The organism is Pseudomonas sp. D5(2026), assembly GCF_057766845.1.
In genome coordinates this window covers 3,741,338-3,762,113 of record NZ_CM173421.1, presented here as the reverse complement: position 1 = coordinate 3,762,113, position 20,776 = coordinate 3,741,338, and the positions used below count along the sequence as shown (strand labels likewise).

General features: G+C 63.8%; 19 protein-coding genes. 10 read left to right on the top strand and 9 right to left on the bottom strand.

Annotation, left to right across the window (positions count from 1 at the left end):
* Positions 1 to 215 precede the first annotated feature (215 nt).
* Positions 216 to 2,642, top strand: a complete 2,427-nt coding sequence (locus AC3B5Q_RS17405; protein ID WP_488393130.1) for a TonB-dependent receptor — start codon at positions 216 to 218, stop codon at positions 2,640 to 2,642.
* Positions 2,643 to 2,837: 195 nt separating this feature from the next.
* Here the strand turns inward: AC3B5Q_RS17405 and AC3B5Q_RS17400 are convergent, their stop codons facing one another.
* Positions 2,838 to 3,728, bottom strand: a complete 891-nt coding sequence (locus tag AC3B5Q_RS17400; protein ID WP_028697589.1) for a LysR family transcriptional regulator — start codon at positions 3,726 to 3,728, stop codon at positions 2,838 to 2,840.
* A gap of 102 nt (positions 3,729 to 3,830) precedes the next feature.
* Between AC3B5Q_RS17400 and AC3B5Q_RS17395 the strand changes: the two genes are divergently transcribed.
* From AC3B5Q_RS17395 to AC3B5Q_RS17370, 6 genes are all read left to right on the top strand, one after another.
* Positions 3,831 to 4,910, top strand: a complete 1,080-nt coding sequence (locus tag AC3B5Q_RS17395; protein WP_103469263.1) for an extracellular solute-binding protein — start codon at positions 3,831 to 3,833, stop codon at positions 4,908 to 4,910.
* Positions 4,911 to 4,935: 25 nt separating this feature from the next.
* Entirely contained in the window at positions 4,936 to 5,901 is a 966-nt protein-coding gene (gene speB / locus AC3B5Q_RS17390) for an agmatinase (RefSeq protein WP_021785367.1), read from the top strand.
* A gap of 233 nt (positions 5,902 to 6,134) precedes the next feature.
* Positions 6,135 to 6,452, top strand: a complete 318-nt coding sequence (locus AC3B5Q_RS17385; RefSeq protein ID WP_021785366.1) for a hypothetical protein — start codon at positions 6,135 to 6,137, stop codon at positions 6,450 to 6,452.
* A 22-nt stretch (positions 6,453 to 6,474) separates the two neighbouring features.
* The gene (locus tag AC3B5Q_RS17380; protein ID WP_021785365.1) at positions 6,475 to 7,620 is read left to right on the top strand and encodes a PQQ-dependent sugar dehydrogenase; all 1,146 of its coding nucleotides are present in this window, start codon (positions 6,475 to 6,477) and stop codon (positions 7,618 to 7,620) included.
* A gap of 42 nt (positions 7,621 to 7,662) precedes the next feature.
* A complete protein-coding gene (zapE, locus tag AC3B5Q_RS17375; RefSeq protein WP_021785364.1) occupies positions 7,663 to 8,769 on the top strand; it encodes a cell division protein ZapE in 1,107 nt (368 codons plus the stop codon).
* 13 nt (positions 8,770 to 8,782) lie between these two features.
* Positions 8,783 to 9,364 carry a DinB family protein gene (locus AC3B5Q_RS17370; protein ID WP_021785363.1) on the top strand — a complete coding sequence of 194 codons (582 nt, stop codon included), beginning with the start codon at positions 8,783 to 8,785 and terminating at the stop codon, positions 9,362 to 9,364.
* 75 nt (positions 9,365 to 9,439) lie between these two features.
* Here AC3B5Q_RS17370 and AC3B5Q_RS17365 read toward each other — a convergent pair whose 3' ends face one another.
* From AC3B5Q_RS17365 to trhP, 6 genes are all read right to left on the bottom strand, one after another.
* Positions 9,440 to 10,438 (bottom strand): alpha/beta fold hydrolase, encoded by a 999-nt coding sequence (locus AC3B5Q_RS17365; protein ID WP_488392689.1) that lies wholly within the window; start codon positions 10,436 to 10,438, stop codon positions 9,440 to 9,442.
* Positions 10,439 to 10,513: 75 nt separating this feature from the next.
* Positions 10,514 to 10,951 (bottom strand): YqaA family protein, encoded by a 438-nt coding sequence (locus tag AC3B5Q_RS17360; protein ID WP_010953185.1) that lies wholly within the window; start codon positions 10,949 to 10,951, stop codon positions 10,514 to 10,516.
* Positions 10,951 to 11,379, bottom strand: coding sequence for a DUF411 domain-containing protein (locus AC3B5Q_RS17355; RefSeq protein ID WP_003248913.1), 429 nt, complete (start codon positions 11,377 to 11,379; stop codon positions 10,951 to 10,953). The genes AC3B5Q_RS17360 and AC3B5Q_RS17355 overlap by 1 nt, the downstream gene beginning before the upstream one ends.
* Before the next feature lie 14 nt (positions 11,380 to 11,393).
* The gene (locus tag AC3B5Q_RS17350) at positions 11,394 to 12,278 is read right to left on the bottom strand and encodes a copper resistance protein B (protein WP_021785361.1); all 885 of its coding nucleotides are present in this window, start codon (positions 12,276 to 12,278) and stop codon (positions 11,394 to 11,396) included.
* Positions 12,271 to 13,995: a copper resistance system multicopper oxidase gene (locus AC3B5Q_RS17345; protein ID WP_488392688.1), complete on the bottom strand. Its 1,725-nt coding sequence runs from the start codon at positions 13,993 to 13,995 to the stop codon at positions 12,271 to 12,273. Before AC3B5Q_RS17345 ends, AC3B5Q_RS17350 begins: the two co-directional genes overlap by 8 nt.
* A 78-nt stretch (positions 13,996 to 14,073) precedes the next feature.
* Positions 14,074 to 15,408 (bottom strand): prephenate-dependent tRNA uridine(34) hydroxylase TrhP, encoded by a 1,335-nt coding sequence (gene trhP, locus AC3B5Q_RS17340; protein WP_021785359.1) that lies wholly within the window; start codon positions 15,406 to 15,408, stop codon positions 14,074 to 14,076.
* Positions 15,409 to 15,541: 133 nt separating this feature from the next.
* On the opposite strand from trhP, the gene AC3B5Q_RS17335 reads away from it, so the two are divergent.
* A complete protein-coding gene (locus tag AC3B5Q_RS17335; RefSeq protein ID WP_021785358.1) occupies positions 15,542 to 16,606 on the top strand; it encodes an AI-2E family transporter in 1,065 nt (354 codons plus the stop codon).
* 77 nt (positions 16,607 to 16,683) lie between these two features.
* On the opposite strand, the gene phnX is transcribed toward AC3B5Q_RS17335, so the two are convergent.
* Both phnX and AC3B5Q_RS17325 read right to left on the bottom strand, forming a co-directional pair.
* Positions 16,684 to 17,511: a phosphonoacetaldehyde hydrolase gene (gene phnX / locus AC3B5Q_RS17330; RefSeq protein ID WP_003250077.1), complete on the bottom strand. Its 828-nt coding sequence runs from the start codon at positions 17,509 to 17,511 to the stop codon at positions 16,684 to 16,686.
* Positions 17,512 to 17,545: 34 nt separating this feature from the next.
* Positions 17,546 to 18,652, bottom strand: coding sequence for a 2-aminoethylphosphonate--pyruvate transaminase (locus AC3B5Q_RS17325; RefSeq protein WP_135192761.1), 1,107 nt, complete (start codon positions 18,650 to 18,652; stop codon positions 17,546 to 17,548).
* A 112-nt stretch (positions 18,653 to 18,764) separates the two neighbouring features.
* Between AC3B5Q_RS17325 and AC3B5Q_RS17320 the strand changes: the two genes are divergently transcribed.
* Together AC3B5Q_RS17320 and AC3B5Q_RS17315 are read left to right on the top strand one after the other, a co-directional pair.
* Complete coding sequence (locus AC3B5Q_RS17320; RefSeq protein WP_135192760.1) at positions 18,765 to 19,628, top strand: LysR substrate-binding domain-containing protein; 864 nt, start codon at positions 18,765 to 18,767, stop codon at positions 19,626 to 19,628.
* A 57-nt stretch (positions 19,629 to 19,685) separates the two neighbouring features.
* Positions 19,686 to 20,708 (top strand): AraC family transcriptional regulator, encoded by a 1,023-nt coding sequence (locus tag AC3B5Q_RS17315; RefSeq protein WP_021785356.1) that lies wholly within the window; start codon positions 19,686 to 19,688, stop codon positions 20,706 to 20,708.
* Positions 20,709 to 20,776 lie beyond the last annotated feature (68 nt).

The window sequence follows — 20,776 nt, the reverse complement described above, 5'->3', positions numbered from 1 at the left end:
TCCTCTTAGCGGGCTTGCCCGTTCCTGCACAGGTCGCACGATATTCAGGCGGGCGCATTCGTTGTAGGAGCGGGCTTGCCCGCGAAGAGGCCGGACAGAAATAAAAATATTTTTCATTTGGCACTGCAAGTTCCTGCAAGCCAGATCGTCGTAGTGAGACTGATCAGCAACCCATTCTCATTTACGACTTGTCAGGAAGCTCATTCGTGCCTCTGATGCTCAAGCCCTTGCACCGCCGTTGCGGTCCACTTCACCATGCCTTGATGTCTTGCAGTGCCTTGGCCCTGTTGCTTGGCCCCCTGCACGCTGGGGCTGCGACAACTGCCGAACAGACCCAGATGCAGGCCCGCCAGGTCCAGCTCAACCTGCCCGCCCAGCCGCTGGACCAGGCGCTGACCACCTTCGCCGACCAGGCCGGCCTGCACCTGCTGTACACCACAGGCGATGTCGCCGGCCAGGTCAGCCCGCCGTTGCAGGGCAACTACAGTGTCGAGCAGGCCCTGCAGCAGTTGCTGGCCGGCAGTGGCATGAGCTGGCAGTTCAGCGAGGCTCGCACCATCACGCTGAGCAAGGCCGCGGCCGCGCCGCAGGCGGTCAACCTCAAGCCGATCGAAGTCAGCGTAGCCTCGCGCACCAGCACCGCAATCAGCGAAATCCCCGGAACCGTCTGGGTAGTGGACCAGCAGCAATTGCGTGAGCAGATCGACAGCGGCGTCAGCCTGAAGGAAGCCATCGGCAAGCTGGTGCCGGGCCTTGACCTGGCGCCGGAAGGGCGCACCAATTACGGCCAGAACATGCGCGGGCGCAACGTGCTGGTGATGATCGATGGGGTCAGCCAGAACAGCTCACGCGGCCTGTCGCGCCAGTTCGACAGCATTTCGCCGTTCAACGTCGAGCGCGTCGAAGTGCTGTCTGGCGCCAGCGCCATCTACGGCGGTGGTGCCACCGGCGGCATCATCAACATCGTGACCAAGAAGGGCGAACCCGGCCCGGCGCGCTTCGAGACCCAGTTGGGGGCCAGCAGCGGTTTCAACAACAGCGACGACCTGGCTACGCGCTTCGCCCAGTCGGTCAGCGGCGGCAACGAGCGGGTCAATGCCCGGTTGGGGGTTTCCGGTGAGCAGAACGAAGCCTTCTACGATGGTGCTGGCGACCAGATCTTCATCGACAACACCCAGACCGACCTGCAGTACAACCGCACCATCGACGTACTCGGTACCTTGGGCCTGCAGCTGAACGACCAGCAGAGCCTCGACCTGTTGGCCCAGTACTACGACTCGGGCAACCACGGCAGCACGGGTATCTACTTCCCCAACCTGAACTACAACGCGCCATCCGACCTGGAAGACGCCGAGCTGCGCAGCGGTTATTCATCGGACCTGGAGCCGCGCACGCGGCGCCTGCTGCTCAATGCCAATTACCACCACACCGACGTGCTGGGCCAGGACTTCTACCTGCAGGCTTCGTACCGCAAGGAAGACGACAACTTCTACCCGTTCCCGTACTACAACCGTGCCACACCCACCGGCTCGCGCGGGGTGTACTTTGCCGCCTCGCAGCAGAACTTCGAGGTCACCAGCCTCAAGGGCCTGTTTGCCAAGCAGTGGGATACGCTGAAGCTGACCTACGGCGTTGACCTGGACCGCGAGCGCTTCAACGCCGAGCAGACCACCTTCAACGCCCAGACTTCGTCCGAGTCGGGTGGCCTGGAGCTGGAAAAGGACAGCAAGGCCGCACGCTACCCCAGCTACCGGGTGGATGGGGTGTCGGTATATGCCCAGCTGGACTGGCATCCCACTGACAACCTGACGTTGTCCGGTGGCGCCCGGCGCCAGCAGATGGACGTGGACGTCAGTGACTTCAAGGGCGTGCCGGGCGGCAGTAACGACTATCAGGTCAACCTGTTCAACGTTGGTGCCATCTACGACTTCAAGAACGGCCACCAGGTGTGGAGCAACTATGGCGAAGGCTTCGACCTGCCTGACCCGGCCAAGTACTACGGCAAGCCGGGCCTGAGTGTGGCCGATAACCCGTTGGCCGGTATCAAGAGCCGCCAGGTGGAATTGGGCTGGCGCTATGCCGACCTGGACTGGGATGCACAGGCAGCGCTGTACTACATCTGGTCGGACAAGATCATCAACGTCGATTCGCAAACGCTGACCATTGACGTGGAAGATCAGAAAAGCCGCGACTTCGGCTTTGAAGGGGCACTGACCCGGCACTTCCAGACCGGCTGGGAAGCTGGCGGCACATTGCACATGACACGCTCCGAGGAAGAGGCCGCCGACGGCGGCTGGATCAAGCGCGATGCCCGATACGCTTCGTTGTCCAAGGCCACCGCGTTCGTCGGCTGGAAGGCCGATGGCCGCAGTGCACGGTTGCAGGCCAACCATGCCTTCAGCCTGAAGGACGATGCCGATCACGAGATTGACGGCTACACCACCTTCGACCTGCTGGGCAGCCAGGACACCGGTTTCGGCACCTTCAGCGCCGGTATCCAGAACCTGCTGGACAAGCAGTACAGCACGGTATGGGGACAGCGCGCGACGTTGTTCTATTCGCCGACCTACGGGCCGGCGTATCTGTATGACTACCAGGGGCGCGGGCGTACCTACACGCTGAGCTGGAGCATGGCTTACTGATGGTGGTGGCCTGAACGGGCCTGTTCGCGGCGGCAACGATGAACGGCGGGTGGGTGAACGGCGGGTGGAGATTGGCCAGCAGGGCCGGCCTCTTCGCGGGTAAACCCGCTCCTACACGACGGCCCGTGCCCAGCCACCGACAGGTGTCCACCACCGATCCGGTGTAGGAGCGGGTTTACCCGCGAAGGGACCGATTCAGGCAAACGCCGCCAGCAAATCCTGCGCAAATACATGGGCTGCCTCGCCAACCCCCTGTGCCCGGTGCCGGGCCAGGGTGAACGGCACCCCAAAATCAAGCTCAGGGTCCAGCGCCCATAACAGCCCCTCGGCCTCCCAGGCCTGTGCACAGTGGCATGGCAAGTAGCCAATATGCCGTCCCGACAGAATGAACGTCAGCACGCTTTCGATCTGCTCCGCCACTGCCGTACTGCGTCTGCTCTGGAACGGTTCGCCCCCTTTGAGAAAACGGTACGGATGGCGCACCTGGTCCATGTCCAGCAACCGCTCAAGCCCAACATCCGTTTCGCCGTACAGCACATGCCCCTTGCCGCAATACAGCCGCTGTCGCTCGGCGAACAAGGGCTGGTAATCAAAGGCCGCCTGGTTGCCGGAAAAGTAGCTGATGGCATAGTCCAGCCGCTGCTCCAGCAACAGCCGTTCCAGTTCCGCCGGCGGTGCACTGACTAGCTCCAGTTGCACCGATTCCTCTCGCCTGCGAAATGCCGCAATGGCCGCCGCCAGTTTCAGGCTCACCGCCTTGTCCTGATTTTCCGCCATGCCGATGCGCACAGTTCCCAGCAGCCGCCCGGCAACGCCGTTGGCCTGCTGGCGAAACTGCTCGATGTTCAGCAGTAGCCCACGCGCCGCGTCCAATAGCAGTTCACCTTTTTCCGTCAGGCGAAAACCACCTTTGCCGCGGCTGCACAGGCGGTAACCCAAGCGTGCCTCCAGTTGGGCCATGCGCTGGCTGATGGTGGGCTGGCTCAGGCCCAGCACGCCTTGAGCGGCGCTGAAGCCACCTGCCTCGACTACAGTGACGAACAGCCGCAGCAAGTGCAGGTCGGGATCATGGACTTGTCCGAGCATTACATTGCTCCTGATGAATGTCAGCTTTGCAAACTTGCCATTGGTGCAATGTAACCCGGCTGGCATGCTCGCGGCATCCACCCATTTACCGAGGTGTCCGCCATGCGTCGATCGTTGTGCCTTTTGTCTCTGGTTCTGGCCCTGCCGCTGCAGGCCGAAGAAAAGGTCGTCAACCTCTACAGCTGGGCCGATTACGTCGCCCCGCAAACCCTGCAACGCTTCGAACGGGAAACCGGCTACAAGGTGCGTTACGACACCTTTGACACCCCCGAGGTACTGGAAACCAAGCTGCTGACTGGTGGTAGCGGCTATGACGTGGTGGTGCCGTCATCCACCGTGCTGGCCCGGGCGCTCAAGGCCAATGCCCTGCAACCGCTGGACGCTCAGGCCATGCCTGGCTACGGCAACCTCGACAAGGACCTGCTGGGCAAACTGGCCGAGGTTGACCCCGGCAACCGCCATGCTGTGCCGTACACCTGGGGCACGCTGGGCCTGGGGGTAAATGTGGAGGCGGTACGCCAGCGCCTTGGTGATGTACCGCTGGATAGCCTCGACCTGTTGTTCAAGCCCGAGTACGCCGCCCGCCTGAAGGGTTGCGGCATCGCCATACCTGACTCGCCCCAGGAGGTGATCGGCGTAGCCCTGAACTACCTGGGCAAGGACCCTTACAGCCAGAACAAGGGTGACCTGGCTGCCGCGCAGAACCTGCTCAGCCAGTTGCAGCCGTCGATCAGCTACGTCGCCAATGGCCGGCAGATCAACGACCTGGCCAATGGCAGCGTGTGCCTGGCGCTGACCTACAACGGCGATGCCGCGATGGCCGCCGACCAGGCCCGCCGTGCCGGCAAGCCGTTCGAGGTGATCTACCGCATCCCCCGCGAAGGCACGCTGGTATGGCAGGACAACCTGGTCATCCCCAAGGACGCCCCACACCCCGAGGCCGCCCGGGCGTTCATCGCCTTCATGCTCAAGCCTGAGTCGGTGGCAGCGCTGACCAACACGCTGTTCTTCGCCAACGCCAACCAGGCTGCCACACCGCTGGTGGACGAAGCGGTGCGCAACGACCCGGATATCTATCCGTCGGCCGAGGTGCGTCAGCGCCTGTATGCCGACCGCAGCATGGCCCTGGCCGACCTGCGCCAACGCAACCGTCTGTGGACCGCCTTCCGCAGCCGGCAGTAGCCCATGACAATCAAGGAGCCCGACCGTGGACCAAGCCGCAAGCAACGACCAGGCAATTACCCGCGATAGCCTGTATGGGACCGCCGCAGAAAGCACCTACGCCGGTGTTGTCAGTTTTTCCCGCCGCCGCTACAGCCGCGACTTGCGCGGTGTGGATGTGGTGGTCAGCGGTGTGCCGTTCGACACGGCCACCAGTAACCGCCCCGGCGCGCGTTTCGGGCCGCGGGCGATTCGTGCGGCCTCGGTTCAGCAGGCCTGGGCCCGCCACTGGCCGTGGGCGTTCGACCCGTTCGACCACCTGGCGGTGATCGACTATGGTGACTGCCCCTTCGACAGCGGCACGCCGCAGTCGGTACCGGACAGCATCGAGGCCCATGCCGAGCATATTCTGCAGGCGGGGTGCGCCATGCTCACCCTCGGTGGCGACCACTTCATCAGCTACCCGCTGCTCAAGGCTCACGCCCGCCGCCATGGCCCGCTGGCGCTCATTCATTTCGATGCGCACAGTGACACCTGGCCAGACGAGGCGGGCAAGCGCATCGATCACGGCACCATGTTCTGGCATGCCGCCCGCGAAGGCCTGGTTGACCCGGCCCACTCGGTACAGATTGGCCTGCGCACGACCAATGACGACAGCCAGGGCTTTGCCATTCTCGACGCCAGGCAAGTGCACCGCCAGGGCACAGAGGCGGTGATTGCGGCGATTCGCCAGCGGGTGGGCGAGCGGCCGGTGTACCTGACCTTCGACATTGACTGCCTCGATCCGGCCTACGCACCCGGTACCGGAACGCCTGTGTGTGGCGGGCTGAGCACGGTGCAGGCGCTGGAGATTCTGGGTGGGCTGCGTGGCATCAACCTGGTAGGCATGGACTTGGTGGAAGTGGCGCCAGCCTATGACCATGCCGATATCACTGCTTTGGCCGGGGCAACCTTGGCCATGGAGATGCTGTGCCTGTATGCGGCGCGGCACAAGGTGGACAACGGCCAGTAGATTTTGCGGCCATTCGCGGGCAAGCCCGCTCCCACACGTGTCTCACAGGGCCAGAAATCTGTGGGTGACCGTGGGAGCGGGCGCGCCCGCGAATGGCTGCAAAGCAGCCCTCCGAGGCCCATACTGAAACATCAGGAATCATCTCCACCCGCATTCACACTTTTGCCGCGAACCCCTCGCGCCTTAGGCTATCAAACCCACCAGGCGCGGCATTTTCGTACAGGAGGTGAAGCATGACCCCGACATTGCCCATCCTGGCCCTCGGCCTGGCCTTGTGCCTGCCCGCGCACGCGGCGGCGCAGCAGCCCGTGCAACGTGCTGCCGGCAACAATAACCCTTACAACAGCCCGATCCAGCGGGTCAACCCGAACAGCCGTCAAGGCAGCATGCCGGCTGCGCCACCGGTACGTGGCCCGTCCACCGACCCGTACCAGCGCCCACCCACCCTGGACAACCGTGGCATCGGCAACGGCGACAACCTGCGCCGTCAGCAGCAAACCCCGAACCTGGAACCCACCCGGCCACCCCGTGACAACCCACGTGCGCCGTAAAACCACTTGAAAGGAATCCGGCATGCTTCGAGCACCCTGGCTGGCCACCCTGGCTGCTGCCGCGCTACTGCCCTTGTGGGCGCATGCGGCGGCCGAACAGCGATTTCCCAGCGAAGAAGGTACCTTGATCGTCAGCACGCTTGCCGATGGCCTACGCAACCCTTGGGCCCTGGCCTTCCTGCCCGGCGGCAAGGACATGCTGGTGACCGAGCGGGCGGGCAACCTGCGGCTGGTCAATGCCGAAGGCAAGGTTGGCCCGTCGATCAGTGGTGTACCCAAGGTCTGGGCCGAAGGCCAGGGTGGCTTGCTGGATGTGGCGCTGTCACCGGAGTTCGGCAAGGACCGCACCGTTTACCTGTCCTACGCCGAGGAGGGTAGTGACGGCAAGGCCGGTACTGCGGTCGGCCGCGGGCAGCTGTCCGAGGACCGCGCCCGGCTGGAGAATTTCACCGTGATTTTCCGCCAGCAGCCCAAGTTGTCGGTGGGTAACCACTTCGGCTCGCGGCTGGTGTTCGACCGCGACGGCTACCTGTTCATCGCCCTGGGCGAGAACAACCAACGCCCTACTGCTCAGGACCTGGACAAGTTGCAAGGCAAGGTCGTGCGTATTCTGCCGGACGGCGAAGTGCCCAAAGACAACCCCTTCGTCGGCAAGGGCAACGTGCGCCCGGAGATCTGGTCGTACGGCCACCGTAATCAGCAAGGCGCCGCCCTCAACCCCTGGACCGGCCAGCTGTGGACCCACGAGCACGGCCCGCGCGGTGGTGATGAAATCAACATCCCAAAGCCTGGCAAGAACTATGGCTGGCCGATGGCGACCCACGGCATCAACTATTCGCTGCTGCCAATTCCCGAGGCCAAGGGCAAGCATGTGGACGGCATGATCGACCCGCACCATGTCTGGGAAAAGTCACCGGGTATCAGCGGCATGGCGTTCTACGACAGCCCGAGGTTCAAGGCCTGGGACCACAATCTATTCATCGGTGCGTTGGCCACTCAGGAATTGATCCGCTTGCAACTGGACGGCGACAAGGTGGTGCACGAAGAGCGGTTGCTCGGTGACCTGAACGCGCGTATCCGTGATGTGCGGGTGGGGCCGGATGGTTACCTGTATGTCCTGACCGATGACAAGGACGGCGCGCTGCTCAAGGTAGGCCTGGCCGACTGACGCGCGCCTGCACCGAGGGTGACAGTCGGGTAGAATGCGGCCATGGCCATCGACCCCCAATCCCTCTACCAGCAAGCCCTGAGCACTCGGGGCTACGTTGCTGATCCCGCCCAGGCCCGCGTCGTCGAGGCCTTGCAAGGCTGCTTCCAGTCCCTCGAGCAGGGCCGCCCCACCCAGGGCCTCTACCTCTGGGGCCCGGTCGGGCGCGGCAAGACGTGGCTGATGGACCAGTTCCACCAGTGTCTGCGCATACCGAGCCGGCGCCAGCACTTCCACCACTTCATGGCCTGGGTGCATCAGCGCCTGTTTCAGCTCAACGGTACCGCCGACCCGCTGCTGGCCCTGGCGGCGGAGCTGGCGCGGCAAATCCGCGTGCTGTGCTTCGATGAACTGTTCGTCAACGACATCGGTGATGCGATCATCCTCGGCCGCCTGTTTCAGGTACTGTTCGATCAGGGCGTGGTGATTGTTGCCACTTCCAACCAGCCGCCCGAGCAGCTCTACCGCGATGGCTTCAACCGCGAGCGGTTCCTGCCGGCCATCGCCGCCATTGGTCGTCACATGCAGGTACTGCCGGTAGCGGGCGAGCAGGATCACCGCCTGCACCCCGGTGAAGCGCGGCAGCGCTATTGGGTAGCCGAGGCAGGGCAGGTCAGCCAGTTGGCCGAGGTGTTCCGCCAGCTCAGCCCCGAAGACGCCGGCACCGATCAGCCCTTGGTTATTGGCTCAAGGCACATTCACGTCGTGCGGCGTAGTGAGCAGGCTATCTGGTGTCGTTTCACCGATCTGTGCGATCAACCCCTGGCCGCCATGGAGTTCATGGCCTTGTGCGACCGTTTTCCCTCGATTCTGGTATCCGGCATTCCGGCGCTGGGCGGGGAACAGCGGGCGGGGCGTATTGCCCGTGGTACCGAAGATGGCGCGGCGAGGGTAGTGGCGGGCGACCGTGAACTGCCTGCGCTGTCGCCCAAGGACGATGCGGTTCGCCGCTTCATTGCCCTGGTCGACGAATGCTATGACCGCCGGGTGGCGTTGTACCTGGAGGCACAGGTGCCGCTCGATGCCCTCTACACTCAAGGGTATCTGGCGTTCCCGTATCAGCGCACCCTGAGCCGGCTACGGGAGATGCAACTGCAACGCTTCGCCTGAAAAGGAGCCGACCATGCAGCCGTTATCGCATCATCTGCTGACCCAGGCCTATAACAATGGCTGGGCCAACCACCGCCTGTACAAGGCCTGCCTGCAACTGACCCAGGACGAGTTCGTCGCCCCGCGTTGCAGCTTCTTCCCGTCGATCAAGGCCACCCTCAACCATTTGCTGACGGTGGATTGGTTTTACCTGCATATGCTGGAGTGCGAGCAGCGCGGCGAGCAGCCCGATACCGACGGCGAACGCTTTTTCGACCCGGAACAGCCGTTTGCCACCTGTACCGACCTGCATGCCGAGCAGGCCCAGGCTGACCACCGTTTGATCGCCTACTGCCGAGGGCTGAGTGATGGCGACCTGGGCCGCTATGTGAGCGTCGTTCGGCCCGATCGGGTGCAGCGCGAGCAGCGGCTGCGTTTGCTGGCGCATCTGTTTGAACATCAGGTGCATCACCGTGGGCAGGTGCACGCAATGCTCAGTGATACTGCGGTCAGGCCACCACAGCTGGATGAGTTTTTCTGCGAGGAAGAGGCCGAGTTGCGGGCGGGCGACTTTGCCGAGTTGGGCTGGACAGAAGCGCTGGTCTGGAACGTGTAGAGGAACCCTGTGGCAGCAGCGGGCTTGTGCAAAATTCCAAAGCCTGCGCGCTCCCACGGGGGACCAATCATTGGCTCACTTGCCCAGCCATTCGATCAGGGTGCGATTGAACCGCATCGGTTCCTCGATTTGTGGCGCATGCCCCATGCCTTCGAAGGTGATCAGCTCACCTTTGGGTATCAGCTTGGCCACCTGCGGCCCTAGCTCGGCATATTTGCCCAGCTTGGCCTTCACCTCCGGCGGCGCGATATCGCTGCCGATGGCCGTGGTGTCCTTGTCGCCGATCAGCAGCAGGGTTGGCATCTGCAGGTGCTTGAACTCGTAGTACACCGGCTGGGTAAAGATCATGTCGTAGATCAGTGCCGAGTTCCACGCCACCGCTTCATGCCCGGGCCCTTTGTTCAGGCCCACCAGCATCTGCACCCAGCGTTCGTATTCAGGCTTCCAGCGCCCGAGGTAATAGGTTTTGCGTTCATAGGCGCGTACGCCTCCGGCATCCAGCTTGAGCTCGCGGGCATACCACTGGTCCACGGTACGGTAGGGCACGCCCAGGGCTTTCCAGTCCTCCAGACCGATCGGGTTGACCATTGCCAGGCGTTCCACCTGCTGTGGGTACATCAGCGCATAGCGGGTGGCGAGCATGCCGCCGGTGGAGTGGCCGAGCACAATGGTTTGCTTTACACCCAGCTGTTCGAGCAGGGCATGGGTGTTGTCGGCCAGTTGCTGAAAGCTGTACTGGTAATGCGCCGGTTTGCTTGACGTACAGAAGCCGACCTGGTCGGGCGCGATGACCCGGTAGCCGGCCTTGCTCAGGGCGTCGATGGTGGTTTCCCAGGTGGCGGCGCAGAAGTTCTTGCCGTGCATCAGCACCACGTTGTGGCCGTTGGCCTGGCCTTGGGCGGGCACGTCCATGTAGCCCATCTGCAGGGCCTGGCCCTGGGACTTGAAGTCGAAATGCTTGAGGGGGTGCGGGTAGCTGAAGCCTTCGAGCTGGGGGCCGTAGGTAGGCGACTCGGCAGCGATGGCCGAACTGCCGGCAAGGCAGGCCATGGCCAGGGCGGTTGCGCGCAGCATGGGGGCACTCCGTGTTGGGCCAGGTAGGAAGGGGCGACTGTAGCAGGCAGTGGACCACGCGAAACCTGAAAGGTGTTACCAGGCGTGAAACCAGCCCAGGGTAATCATCGCAAGCACTGCATAGCGGCCAGCCTTGGCCAGGGTCACCAGCAACAGGAAGCGCCAGAACGGCTCACGCATGATTCCGGCGATCAGCGTCAGCGGGTCGCCGATCACCGGCATCCAGCTGAGCAGCAGCGACCATTGCCCCCAGCGTTGGTAGCGCTGCTGCGCACGCGCCAGCTGGGCAGCGCTGAAAGGAAACCAGCGCTTGTCACGCAGGTGCTCGATGGCACGGCCCAGCAGCCAGTTGACCACCGAGCCGAGCACGTTGCCCAGAGTAGCCACCAGCAGCAGGGTTGCCCAGGCCTCGGGCTGGCGCAGCAACAGACCGACCAGCACGGCCTCCGATTGCAGCGGAAGCAGGGTGGCGGCACCAAAGGCGCTGAGAAACAGCGCCCCCAGGCTGAGCATCAGTAGTTGGCAACCACGGTGTCCTGGCCATCCTGGGTCACCCCGATGACCTGGTAGGCATCCTTGTGGTCGCCCATTTCCATGCCGGGCGAGCCCATGGGCATGCCTGGCACGGCCAGGCCCTTGAGGTCGTTGCGCTTGGCCAGCAGGCGCACCTGCTCGGCCGGCACGTGGCCTTCGACGAACTTGCCGTCGATCACCCCGGTGTGGCACGACGCCAGGCGCGGCGCCACGCCCAGGCGTTGCTTGACGGCGCTCATGTTTGGCTCGACGTGGTCGTTGACGGTAAAACCGTTGTCACGCAGGTGGCTGATCCAGGCCTTGCAGCAGCCGCAGTTGGGGTCGCGGTAGACGTCGATGGTCTCGGCGGCCTGGGCCAGGCCGGTGACGGCCAGCAGGCTCAGGGTCAGCAGGTGTTTGCGCAGCATGGTGAAGCACTCCTTTAAAAACGCAGGCGGATACCGGCGACCAGGCGGGTCTGGCCCAGGTCTTCGCCGTCTTCGCGGGCCTGGTTGGCACGCGAGCCGTGCAGGCGGTTGAAACTGAGCCCGACGTAGGGGGCGAAGCCGCGCGTGATCTCGTAGCGCAGGCGCAGGCCCACCTCGCTGTCGGCCAGCCCCGCGCCTTGTTCGCGCCCGGCATCGTTGCGCCCGTAGAGGTTGGCCTCCAGGGTCGGCTCCAGTATCCAGCGGTTGGTCAGCAGCATAGCGTAAGCGGCTTCCAGGCGCAGCGCGGTCTGTTGCCGCTCGCCTGCATAGGCGGTGGCTTGCAGCTCCAGGCCGTACAACGGTGTGCCCTGGATGCCGAAGGCGGCCCAGGTTTGGCCACTGGCAGGCTTGAAGTCCTGGCGTACACCGGCCACCAGTTCCCACCACGGGCTCACGGCATGGCCCCACAGCGCCTGCAGCTCGGCCTTGTGGGTATTGCCCTGTTCGCGTTCGCCTTCGGTGCGCAGCCACAAGCGGTCGATATCGCCGCCGACCCAGGCGGTGGCGTTCCAGTTCAGGGCGCTGCTGCTCTCGAAGTTCTGGTATTCGAGCTTGTCCACGATCACTGCCCAGTTCAGCGCCCGGTCATGCACTGGGTGCCCTGGCAATGGCGGGAAGGCGGCGCGGCGGTCGGCGTCGGTGATGACAGGCAGGGGTGTGCGAGGCTGGCTGAGGAAAGGCTGGCCATGGCCCATGCTTTCATGGTTCATGGGCATGGCCTGATGGCCCATCTGGCCGTGGTTCGCGTGTTCGAAACCCGCGGCCATCGCCCGTTCACTGGCGAGCAAGGTCAGTAGCGTCACGCCTGCCACGATGCTGCGGTTGCGGGTGTCATTCATCGACGCGTACCTCGCGGAGCATGCCGCTCTCCATGTGGTAGAGCAAGTGGCAGTGGTAGGCCCAGCGGCCCAGCGCGTCGGCGGTCACCCGGTAGGTGCGTCGGCTGCCGGGCGGGATGTCGACGGTGTGCTTGCGCACCAGGAACTGGCCATGCTCGTCTTCCAGGTCGCTCCACATGCCGTGCAGGTGGATGGGGTGGGTCATCATGGTGTCGTTGACCAGGGTGATACGCACGCGCTCACCGTAGGTCAGCCGCAGCGGTTCGGCGTCGCTGAACTTGATACCGTCGAACGACCAGGCGAAGCGCTCCATATGGCCGGTCAGGTGCAGCTCGATGTCACGCGATGGCGGGCGGCCGTCCGGGTCGGGGTAGGGGCTGCGCAGGTCGGCGTAGGTCAGCACGCGGCGACCATTGTCACGCAGGCCTATGCCAGGGTCGGCCAGGTTGGGACGCGGTGCCATGCTCTGCATGTCCACCAGCGGGTTGCCGGTTTCACTGACCGGGTGTTGCTGCATGACCGACATGGCGGCGTGGCCCATGCCGGCCATGTTGCCGTGGTTCATGCCGGGCGGGTTACTGTGGTCCATGCCCGCCATGGCATCCATACCGCCGTGGCCCATGTCCTCCATGCTCAGCACTGGGCGTGGGTCGGGGGCAGGCACCGGTGCCTGCAGCCCGGCCGCACGGGCCAGGGTGCCGCGGGCGAAGCCGGTGCGGTCCATGCTTTGGGCGAACAGGGTGTAGGCGGGTTGGTCACCCACGGTCACCAGCACGTCGTAGGTCTCTGCCACGGCAATGCGCACTTCATCCACGCTCACCGGGGTCACCGGCAAGCCGTCGGCGGCGATCACCGTCAGCTTCAGCCCGGGGATGCGGAAGTCGAAATAGGTCATGGCTGAGGCGTTGATCAGCCGCAGGCGCACGGTTTCGCCTGGCTGGAACAGGCAGGTGAAGTTGCCTTGTGGTGGTTGGCCGTTGAGCAGGTAGGTGTAGGTGGCGGCGCTGATATCCGCGAGGTCGGTTGGGCTCATGCGCATGCGTGCCCAGGCCGTGCGTTCGGCGACGGTGGGGCTCCAGCCGTTTTCGGCCACGTCTTCGATGAAGTCGCCAACCGTGCGCTTGTGGAAGTTGTACGCGTCGGACTGCTTCTTCAGCGTCGCCATCAGCTGCTCCGGCGCCTGGTCTGACCAGTCGCTGAACAGCAGCACATGATCGCGCTGGTAGCGGTGCGTTTCGGGCTCGCGTGGCTCGATCACGATCGCCCCGTATACCCCGGCTTGCTCCTGCAGCCCCGAATGGCTGTGGTACCAGTAGGTGCCGCTCTGGCGCAGGGTGAACTGGTACAGGTAGTCGCCGCCGGGCTCGATGCCAGCGAAGCTCAGGCCAGGCACGCCGTCCATGTTGGCCGGCAGGATGATGCCGTGCCAGTGGATCGAGGTGTCCTGCGCCAGTCGGTTGCGCACGCGCAAGGTCACGGTGTCACCTTCGCGCCAGCGCAGCAGTGGGCCGGGCAGGCTGTTGTTGACGGTCAGTGCGGTACGCGGCCGGCCTGTGATGTTGACCGGGGTCTGGCCAATGAACAGCTCGAAATGCTGGCCGGCCAGGTCTCGGCCTTCGGCGGCCTGAGCCAGCGGGCGCCACAGCCCCAGGCCCGCCAGCGTGCTGGCGGCGCCCAGGCCTTTGACAAACGTACGGCGGGAGGGGTTGCGCAACATGGCGTGGCCTCATGCAGAAGAGCCACGATGTTCGCTGCCGCCGGCTGTCAGGTAGCTGAGGTGCACATTACAGTGTTGTCAGCTTGCTGCTTCGTCGATGCGGAGGTCGCGCATCAGCAGGCCGTAGTCGAGGGCAACCTGTTCCGGAATCGGCAGGTACACCACATGGCCATCGCCCGGTGCGACCTCGATGGCGTGCTGCTGGCGGTTGTGCAGGCGGTGCAGGTCGAAGTGGTAGTTACCGCGCGGGGTCATCAGCTCCAGATGGTCGCCCACGGCGAAGCGGTTCTTCACCTTGACCTCGGCGAGGCCGTCGATACGCACGCCGGTCAGCTCGCCAACGAATTGCTGGCGTTCGGACACCGAGTTGCCCCGCTGGTAGTTCTGGTACTCGTCGTGCACGTGGCGGCGCAGGAAACCTTCGGTGTAACCGCGTTGTGCCAAGGATTCGAGGTTACCCATCAGGGCGCGGTCGAATGGCCGCCCGGCCACCGCGTCGTCGATCGCCTGGCGATACGACTGCACCGCACGGGCACAGTAGAAGTGCGATTTGGTGCGACCCTCGATCTTCAGCGAATGCACACCCATCAAGGCCAGGCGCTCGACGTGCTGGATGGCGCGCAGGTCCTTGGCGTTCATGATGTAGGTGCCGTGTTCATCCTCGAACGCCGGCATTTCAGTGCCGGGGCGGTTGCTTTCCTGCAGCAGGAACACCTGGTCGGTGGGGGCACCCAGGCCCAGGGTGGGCTGCACTTGGCGCACGATGTCACCGGTGGCGTTCTCGGTGGCTGGTGTGGCGTCGTATTTCCAGCGGCAGGCATTGGTGCAGGTGCCCTGGTTGGCGTCGCGCTTGTTGAGGTAGCCCGACAGCAGGCAACGGCCGGAATAGGCCATGCACAGGGCGCCGTGCACGAACACTTCCAGCTCCATTCCTGGCACCTGCTGGCGGATTTCTTCGATTTCGTCCAGCGACAGCTCTCGCGACAGGATCACCCGGCTCAGGCCAAGTTGCTGCCAAAACTGCACGCTCGCCCAGTTGACGGTGTTGGCCTGCACCGACAGGTGCACCGGCATCTGCGGGAAGTGCTGGCGCACCAGCATGATCAGGCCGGGGTCGGACATGATCAGCGCGTCCGGCGCCATCTCGATCACGGGTGCCAGGTCTTTGAGGAAGGTCTTGAGCTTGGCATTGTGCGGGGCGATGTTGACCACCACGTAGAAGCGCTTGCCCAAGGCGTGCGCCTCCTCGATCCCCAGTGCCAGGTTGGCGTGATCGAACTCGTTGTTGCGCACCCGCAAGCTGTAACGCGGCTGGCCGGCGTAGACCGCATCGGCGCCGTAGGCAAACGCGTAGCGCATGGTCTTTAGAGTGCCGGCGGGGGCCAGCAGTTCGGGCTTGGCAGTAGGGTTCATGTGCGCACCGGGGCAAAAAGGCGGCGATGCTAGGGGCGATGGACAAGGTGCGTATTGATTTGCGTCAAGAGAGCGCGGCACTTTTGTCCAGGTGCGGTGCACTAATCACTCATAAGCCATGTGAGGAACTGCGATGAACGAAACCGCGCTACAGAACAAAGCCCTGGCAGTACTTTTGGCGCTGGTGACCATTGCCTTCTTCTGGATTCTCCTGCCGTATTACGGCGCAATCTTCTGGGCGGTGATCCTCGGTATCCTGTTCGCCCCGCTGCAGCGTCATTTGCTGATCCGCAGCGGGCGGCGGCGTAACCTTGCCGCGGTCACATCCACGCTGGTGTGCCTGCTTGTGGCGATCCTGCCGGTAATCATCACCAGCGCCCTGCTGGTACAAGAGGGCGCCACGCTGTACCAGCGCATCGAAAGCGGGCAACTGGACATCGCCGGTTACGTCGAGCGCGGCAAGGACATGCTCCCGGCATTCGCCCAGCGTGGCCTGGACAACATGGGCATGGGTAACCTCGACGGGTTGCGTGACAAGATCACCAAGTGGGCAACCCAGGGTAGCCAGGTATTGGCCAGCCAGGCATTCAGCTTTGGCCAGGGCACATTCGAGTTCCTGATCAGTTTCGGCATCATGCTGTACCTGCTGTTCTTTTTCCTGCGTGATGGCCCGGAAGTCGCGCGCCGGGTGCGCATGGCCGTGCCGCTGCCCGAGCACCAGAAGCGTCGTTTGCAGTTGAAATTCAATCGTGTGGTGAGGGCGACGGTGAAGGGCAACGTGCTGGTGGCCATTACCCAAGGTGCATTGGGTGGCTTTATTTTCTGGGTGCTGGATATCCCGAGTGCATTGGTGTGGGCGGTGCTGATGGCGTTTCTGTCGCTGCTGCCGGCGGTGGGCGCTGGCATCATCTGGGCGCCGGTGGCGGCGTATTTCCTGCTGACCGGGGCGATACTGCCAGGGGTGGTGCTTACTGCATTCGGGGTGCTGGTGATCGGCCTGGTGGATAATGTGTTGCGGCCCATCCTGGTGGGCAAGGATACCCGCATGCCGGACTACCTGATCCTGGTGTCGACCCTTGGCGGGCTGGCGGTGTTCGGCCTCAACGGCTTCGTGATCGGCCCATTGATCGCGGCGCTGTTCGTCTCCAGCTGGGCGATCTTTGCCGCGACCAAACCGCAGGTGCAATTGCCGCAATAGCGTTCAAGCCTGAGGGTAGTCGGGTGTGGAGCGGCCCTGTTTCGCAAAAGGGCCGCTTCCACAGAGAAACCGCAGGGTCAGAAGGCTTGCGGCATCTCGCCCTTGGCCAGGCGCCGGTTGATGTCGGCAATCACTTCGGGCAGATCGTTGATGGTGTCGATCAGGTAGTGCGGGCGGGAGCCGGCAAACAGTGCATGGATACGCTGGCGCTCGCTTTCCAGTTTTTCGGCACTCAGCGCCCGGAAGCCTTCCCAGGTCAGGCCCAGGGCATTGCCCGAACAGACCAGTGCCACGGTCCACATGCCGGCACGGCGGCCTTCAAGAATGCCTGGCACGGTGTCGTCCACCTTCACGCAGGCCGCTACATCGTCAATCCCCAGCGCAATCACGTTGGCCAAGGCCTGGGCCGGCCATGGGCGGCCGTTCGGGGTTTCATCTGTGGCCACCACGTGGTCGGCCACATAGCCGTTCTGCGCCGCCAGTTCAACCACCTTGTCCATCACCACTTTCGGGTAGCCCGAGCACGAACCGATCTTCAGGCCGTCCTGGCGTAGACCGGTGAGGGTGTCCAGCGCACCGGGGATCAGCGCCGAGTGCACAGCGATCTTCTCGATCTGCAGCGGCATGAAGCGGTTGTAGATGGCGGTGACGTCATCATCGGTCGGGGTACGGCCGAACACCTTGCGGTAGCGCTCGGCAATTTCCGGTACGTCGCACAGGGTGCGGATATGGTCCCATTTGCCCATGCCCATCGGGCCTCGGGCTTCCTCGATGGACACCTGCACGTCGAACTCGGCAAAGGCCTCGACAAAGATCTGGGTGGGGGCGAATGAGCCGAAATCGACCACGGTACCAGCCCAGTCGAGGATGGCGGCTTGCAGTTGGGTGGGGTTGTTGTAGTTCATGTGCGCGAATTCCTGGGTTCGGGTGGGCAAAGCGTCAGATGTCCAGCACTTCCATTTCCCGCAGCACCTCGGCCACGGCATTCACGGCGGCCTGCATGCCGTCCGCCCCGACCACACCGATACAGCCGACGCGGAAGGTTTCGACCTGGGTCAGCTTGCCCGGGTAGAGAATGAATCCCTTGGCCTTGACCCGCTCGTAGAAGTCCTTGAACTGGTAGCGGGCATCGGTGGGGGCGTGGAAGGTGACGATGATCGGCGCCTGGATTTCGGCGGGCAGAAAACTGCGCAGGCCGATGGCTGCCATGCCGTCGAGCAGCGTCTTGCAGTTGTCTGCGTAGCGCTGGTGGCGGGCCGGAAGGCCACCTTCCTCGTTGTATTGCTGCAGCGCTTCATGCAGGGCCGCGACCACGTGGGTAGGCGGGGTGAAGCGCCATTGCCCGGTCTTGGCCATGTAGACGTGCTGGTCGTGCAGGTCCATGGCCAGCGAGTGGGCATTGCCTTCGGCGGCCGCCAGGGCGTTCTTTTCGGCGAAGACGAAGCCCATGCCGGGTACGCCTTCCAGGCACTTGCCGGAGGCTGCGATCAGCGCTTCGAAGGGGATTTCGCGGGCATCGATCGGCAATGCTCCGAACGAGCTCATGGCATCGATGATCAGGCGCTTGCCATGGCGTTTGATCACCTGGGCGATCTCGGGGAGCGGGTTGAGAATGCCGGTGCTGGTTTCGCAGTGGATCAGCGCCACATGGGTGATGGCCGGGTCTTTGGCCAGCAGCCGGTCGACGTCGGCGGCGGTGGTCGGCTGGTCTTCGGCCGTTTCGAAGGTGCTGTAGGTGCGACCCAGCACTTTGCAGATCTTTGCCAGGCGCTGGCCGTACGCGCCGTTGATCAGTACCAGAACCTTGCCATCGCGTGGCACCAAGGTGCCGATGGCCGCTTCCACGGCGAAGGTGCCGCTGCCTTGCAGGGGAACGCAGTGGTGGCTGCTGGCGCCGTCGATGATGGCCAGCAGTTGTTCGCAGACGCTGGCAGTCAGTTGGTTGAAGTCACGGTCCCAGGAGCCCCAGTCCACCAGCATGGCTTGGCGGGTGCGGATTGATGTGGTCAGGGGACCTGGGGTCAGCAGAATCGGGGCGTTGCTCATTCCGTTATTCCTCACAAGCGGTGGGCTGAAACTACGGGGCCTAGGTTGCAATTCGCGTTGTCATCAATCAAATTGTTTGTTGTTATCCCAGCTATAAGTCAGGCCGATAAATATGAACCTGTTCCAGCTACGCGCCTTCGACGCCGTGGCCCGTGAGGGCAGCTTTACCCGTGCTGCCGAGCGCCTGTTCATCAGCCAGCCGGCGGTGACCGGGCACGTCAAGGCCCTGGAAGAGCACTACCAGATCACCTTGCTGCGGCGTACCGCACGGCGCGTGGAACTGACCGAGGAGGGCACGCGCCTGGCGGCCATCACCCGCGCCATGTTCGGCCTGGCCGAAGAGGCGCAGGCCATGCTCGAGGCCAACCGCCAGCTGCTGACCGGGCGCCTGGAGGTAGCCGCCGACGGCCCGCACCGGGTCATGCCGATGCTGGCGCTGCTGCGTGAGCGGTACCCTGGCGTCACCGTCAACTTGCGCCTGGGCAATGCACAGGAGACGTTGGCTGCGCTGCTTGGCGAGCATGCCGACGTGGCGGTGCTGACCGAAATCGAGCCGCGCAAGGGGCTGCATCTGCAAACGCTCTGTGAGTCGCGCCTGTGTGCGTTGTTACCTGTGGGGCATACCTGGGCCTCCGAGCGGGAGGACTTGCCGTTGGCCGCGCTGCACCAGCAGATCATGGTGCTGCGCGAACCCAGCTCCACCACGCGGCGCACCTTCGACAAGGCCTGCCTCAAGGCGGGCGTGCAACCGCGTGTATTGCTGGAACTGGACAGCCGGGAGGCGGTAACCGAGGCAGTGGCCTCGCAACTGGGGATTGGCGTTGTTTCTTCCACTGAAGTGGCCAATGATCCCCGTGTGGTGGCACGACCATTGGCCGGTGAGGGCCTTGTCAACCAACACGTGATCGGCTGCCTGGAGCGCCGTCGCGAACTGCGCCTGATTCAGGCATTCCTGAGTCTGGCCGCGGGGCTGTGATGGCTGTTTGCTGCGGGGCACCCTAATATGGCCGGCAATCAGCCGACAGGACCGTCGATGAGCGACAAAGACACCATTTCCATGCAACTGGTGCGCGAAGCGCTGTTGCAGACCTGCCCTGCCGGTGAGCCTGACAGTGGCTTGCTGGCCAGGGCGGGCATCGCCGTTGAACAACTGCACCTGCCAGAGGCAAGGGTCAGTGCCGAATCCTATGCCCGCCTGTGGCGCTTGCTGGCCCGGCGCTGCAACGACGAGTTTTTCGCGATGGACCCGCGCGGTTTGTGCAGTGGCAGCCTGGCTTTCATGTGCCGTGCCAGCATGGGCCAACCGACCCTGGGCGCAGGCCTGGAAACCTCGCTGGCATTTCTGTCGCTGATGCTTCAAGACATGCAGCCCAGCCTGGTGCGCCAGGAAGGCCTGGCCGAAATTGTCATCAATGAGCCGCGTGACGAACCGCGCCGTGCGTTTACCTATTTCACGTTCTGGATGATCGTGCATGGCGTGGCTTGCTGGCTGGCCGGGCGGCGCATCCCGATTCTGAGCATCGATCTGCGTTGTGCCGAACCGCCTTTTTGCGACGACTACCGGGTCATGTTTTCGGAGAGCCTGCATTTTGAGCGTCCACGCACACGCATGATCATTGCTTCGCAATGCCTCGACTTGCCCCTGCGCCGCAGCGAGGAGGAACTGCAGCGTTTTCTGGCCGAAGCGCCGGGCAATATCCTGGTCAAGTACCGTGACCCGGCCAGCCTCGGGCGGCGTATCCGCACCGACCTGTTGCGCCTGGCCCCTGAGCAATGGCCCGATGCTGACAGCCTGGCCCGGCAGCTGTGCCTGTCGCCATCGACCCTGCGGCGGCGCCTGGCAGAAGAGGGGCAGAACTACCAGGGCCTGAAGGACAGCGTACGACGGGAGCTGGCGATCGCCTGGCTCAGCCAGGAAGACGTGGCCATGGGCGAGCTTGCCGAGCGTTTGGGGTTTGCCGACAGCAGCTCGTTCTATAAGGCATTTCGCAAGTGGTTCGGCTGCAACCCGGGGCATTATCGGGCATTGATCCAGGCGCGAGGGGCAGGGCACTGAAGGGCCATCGCTTGCGGCGGCAGGCATGACACGGCGTCCATGTCGAGCGCCTGGTCGGGCGCTCACCC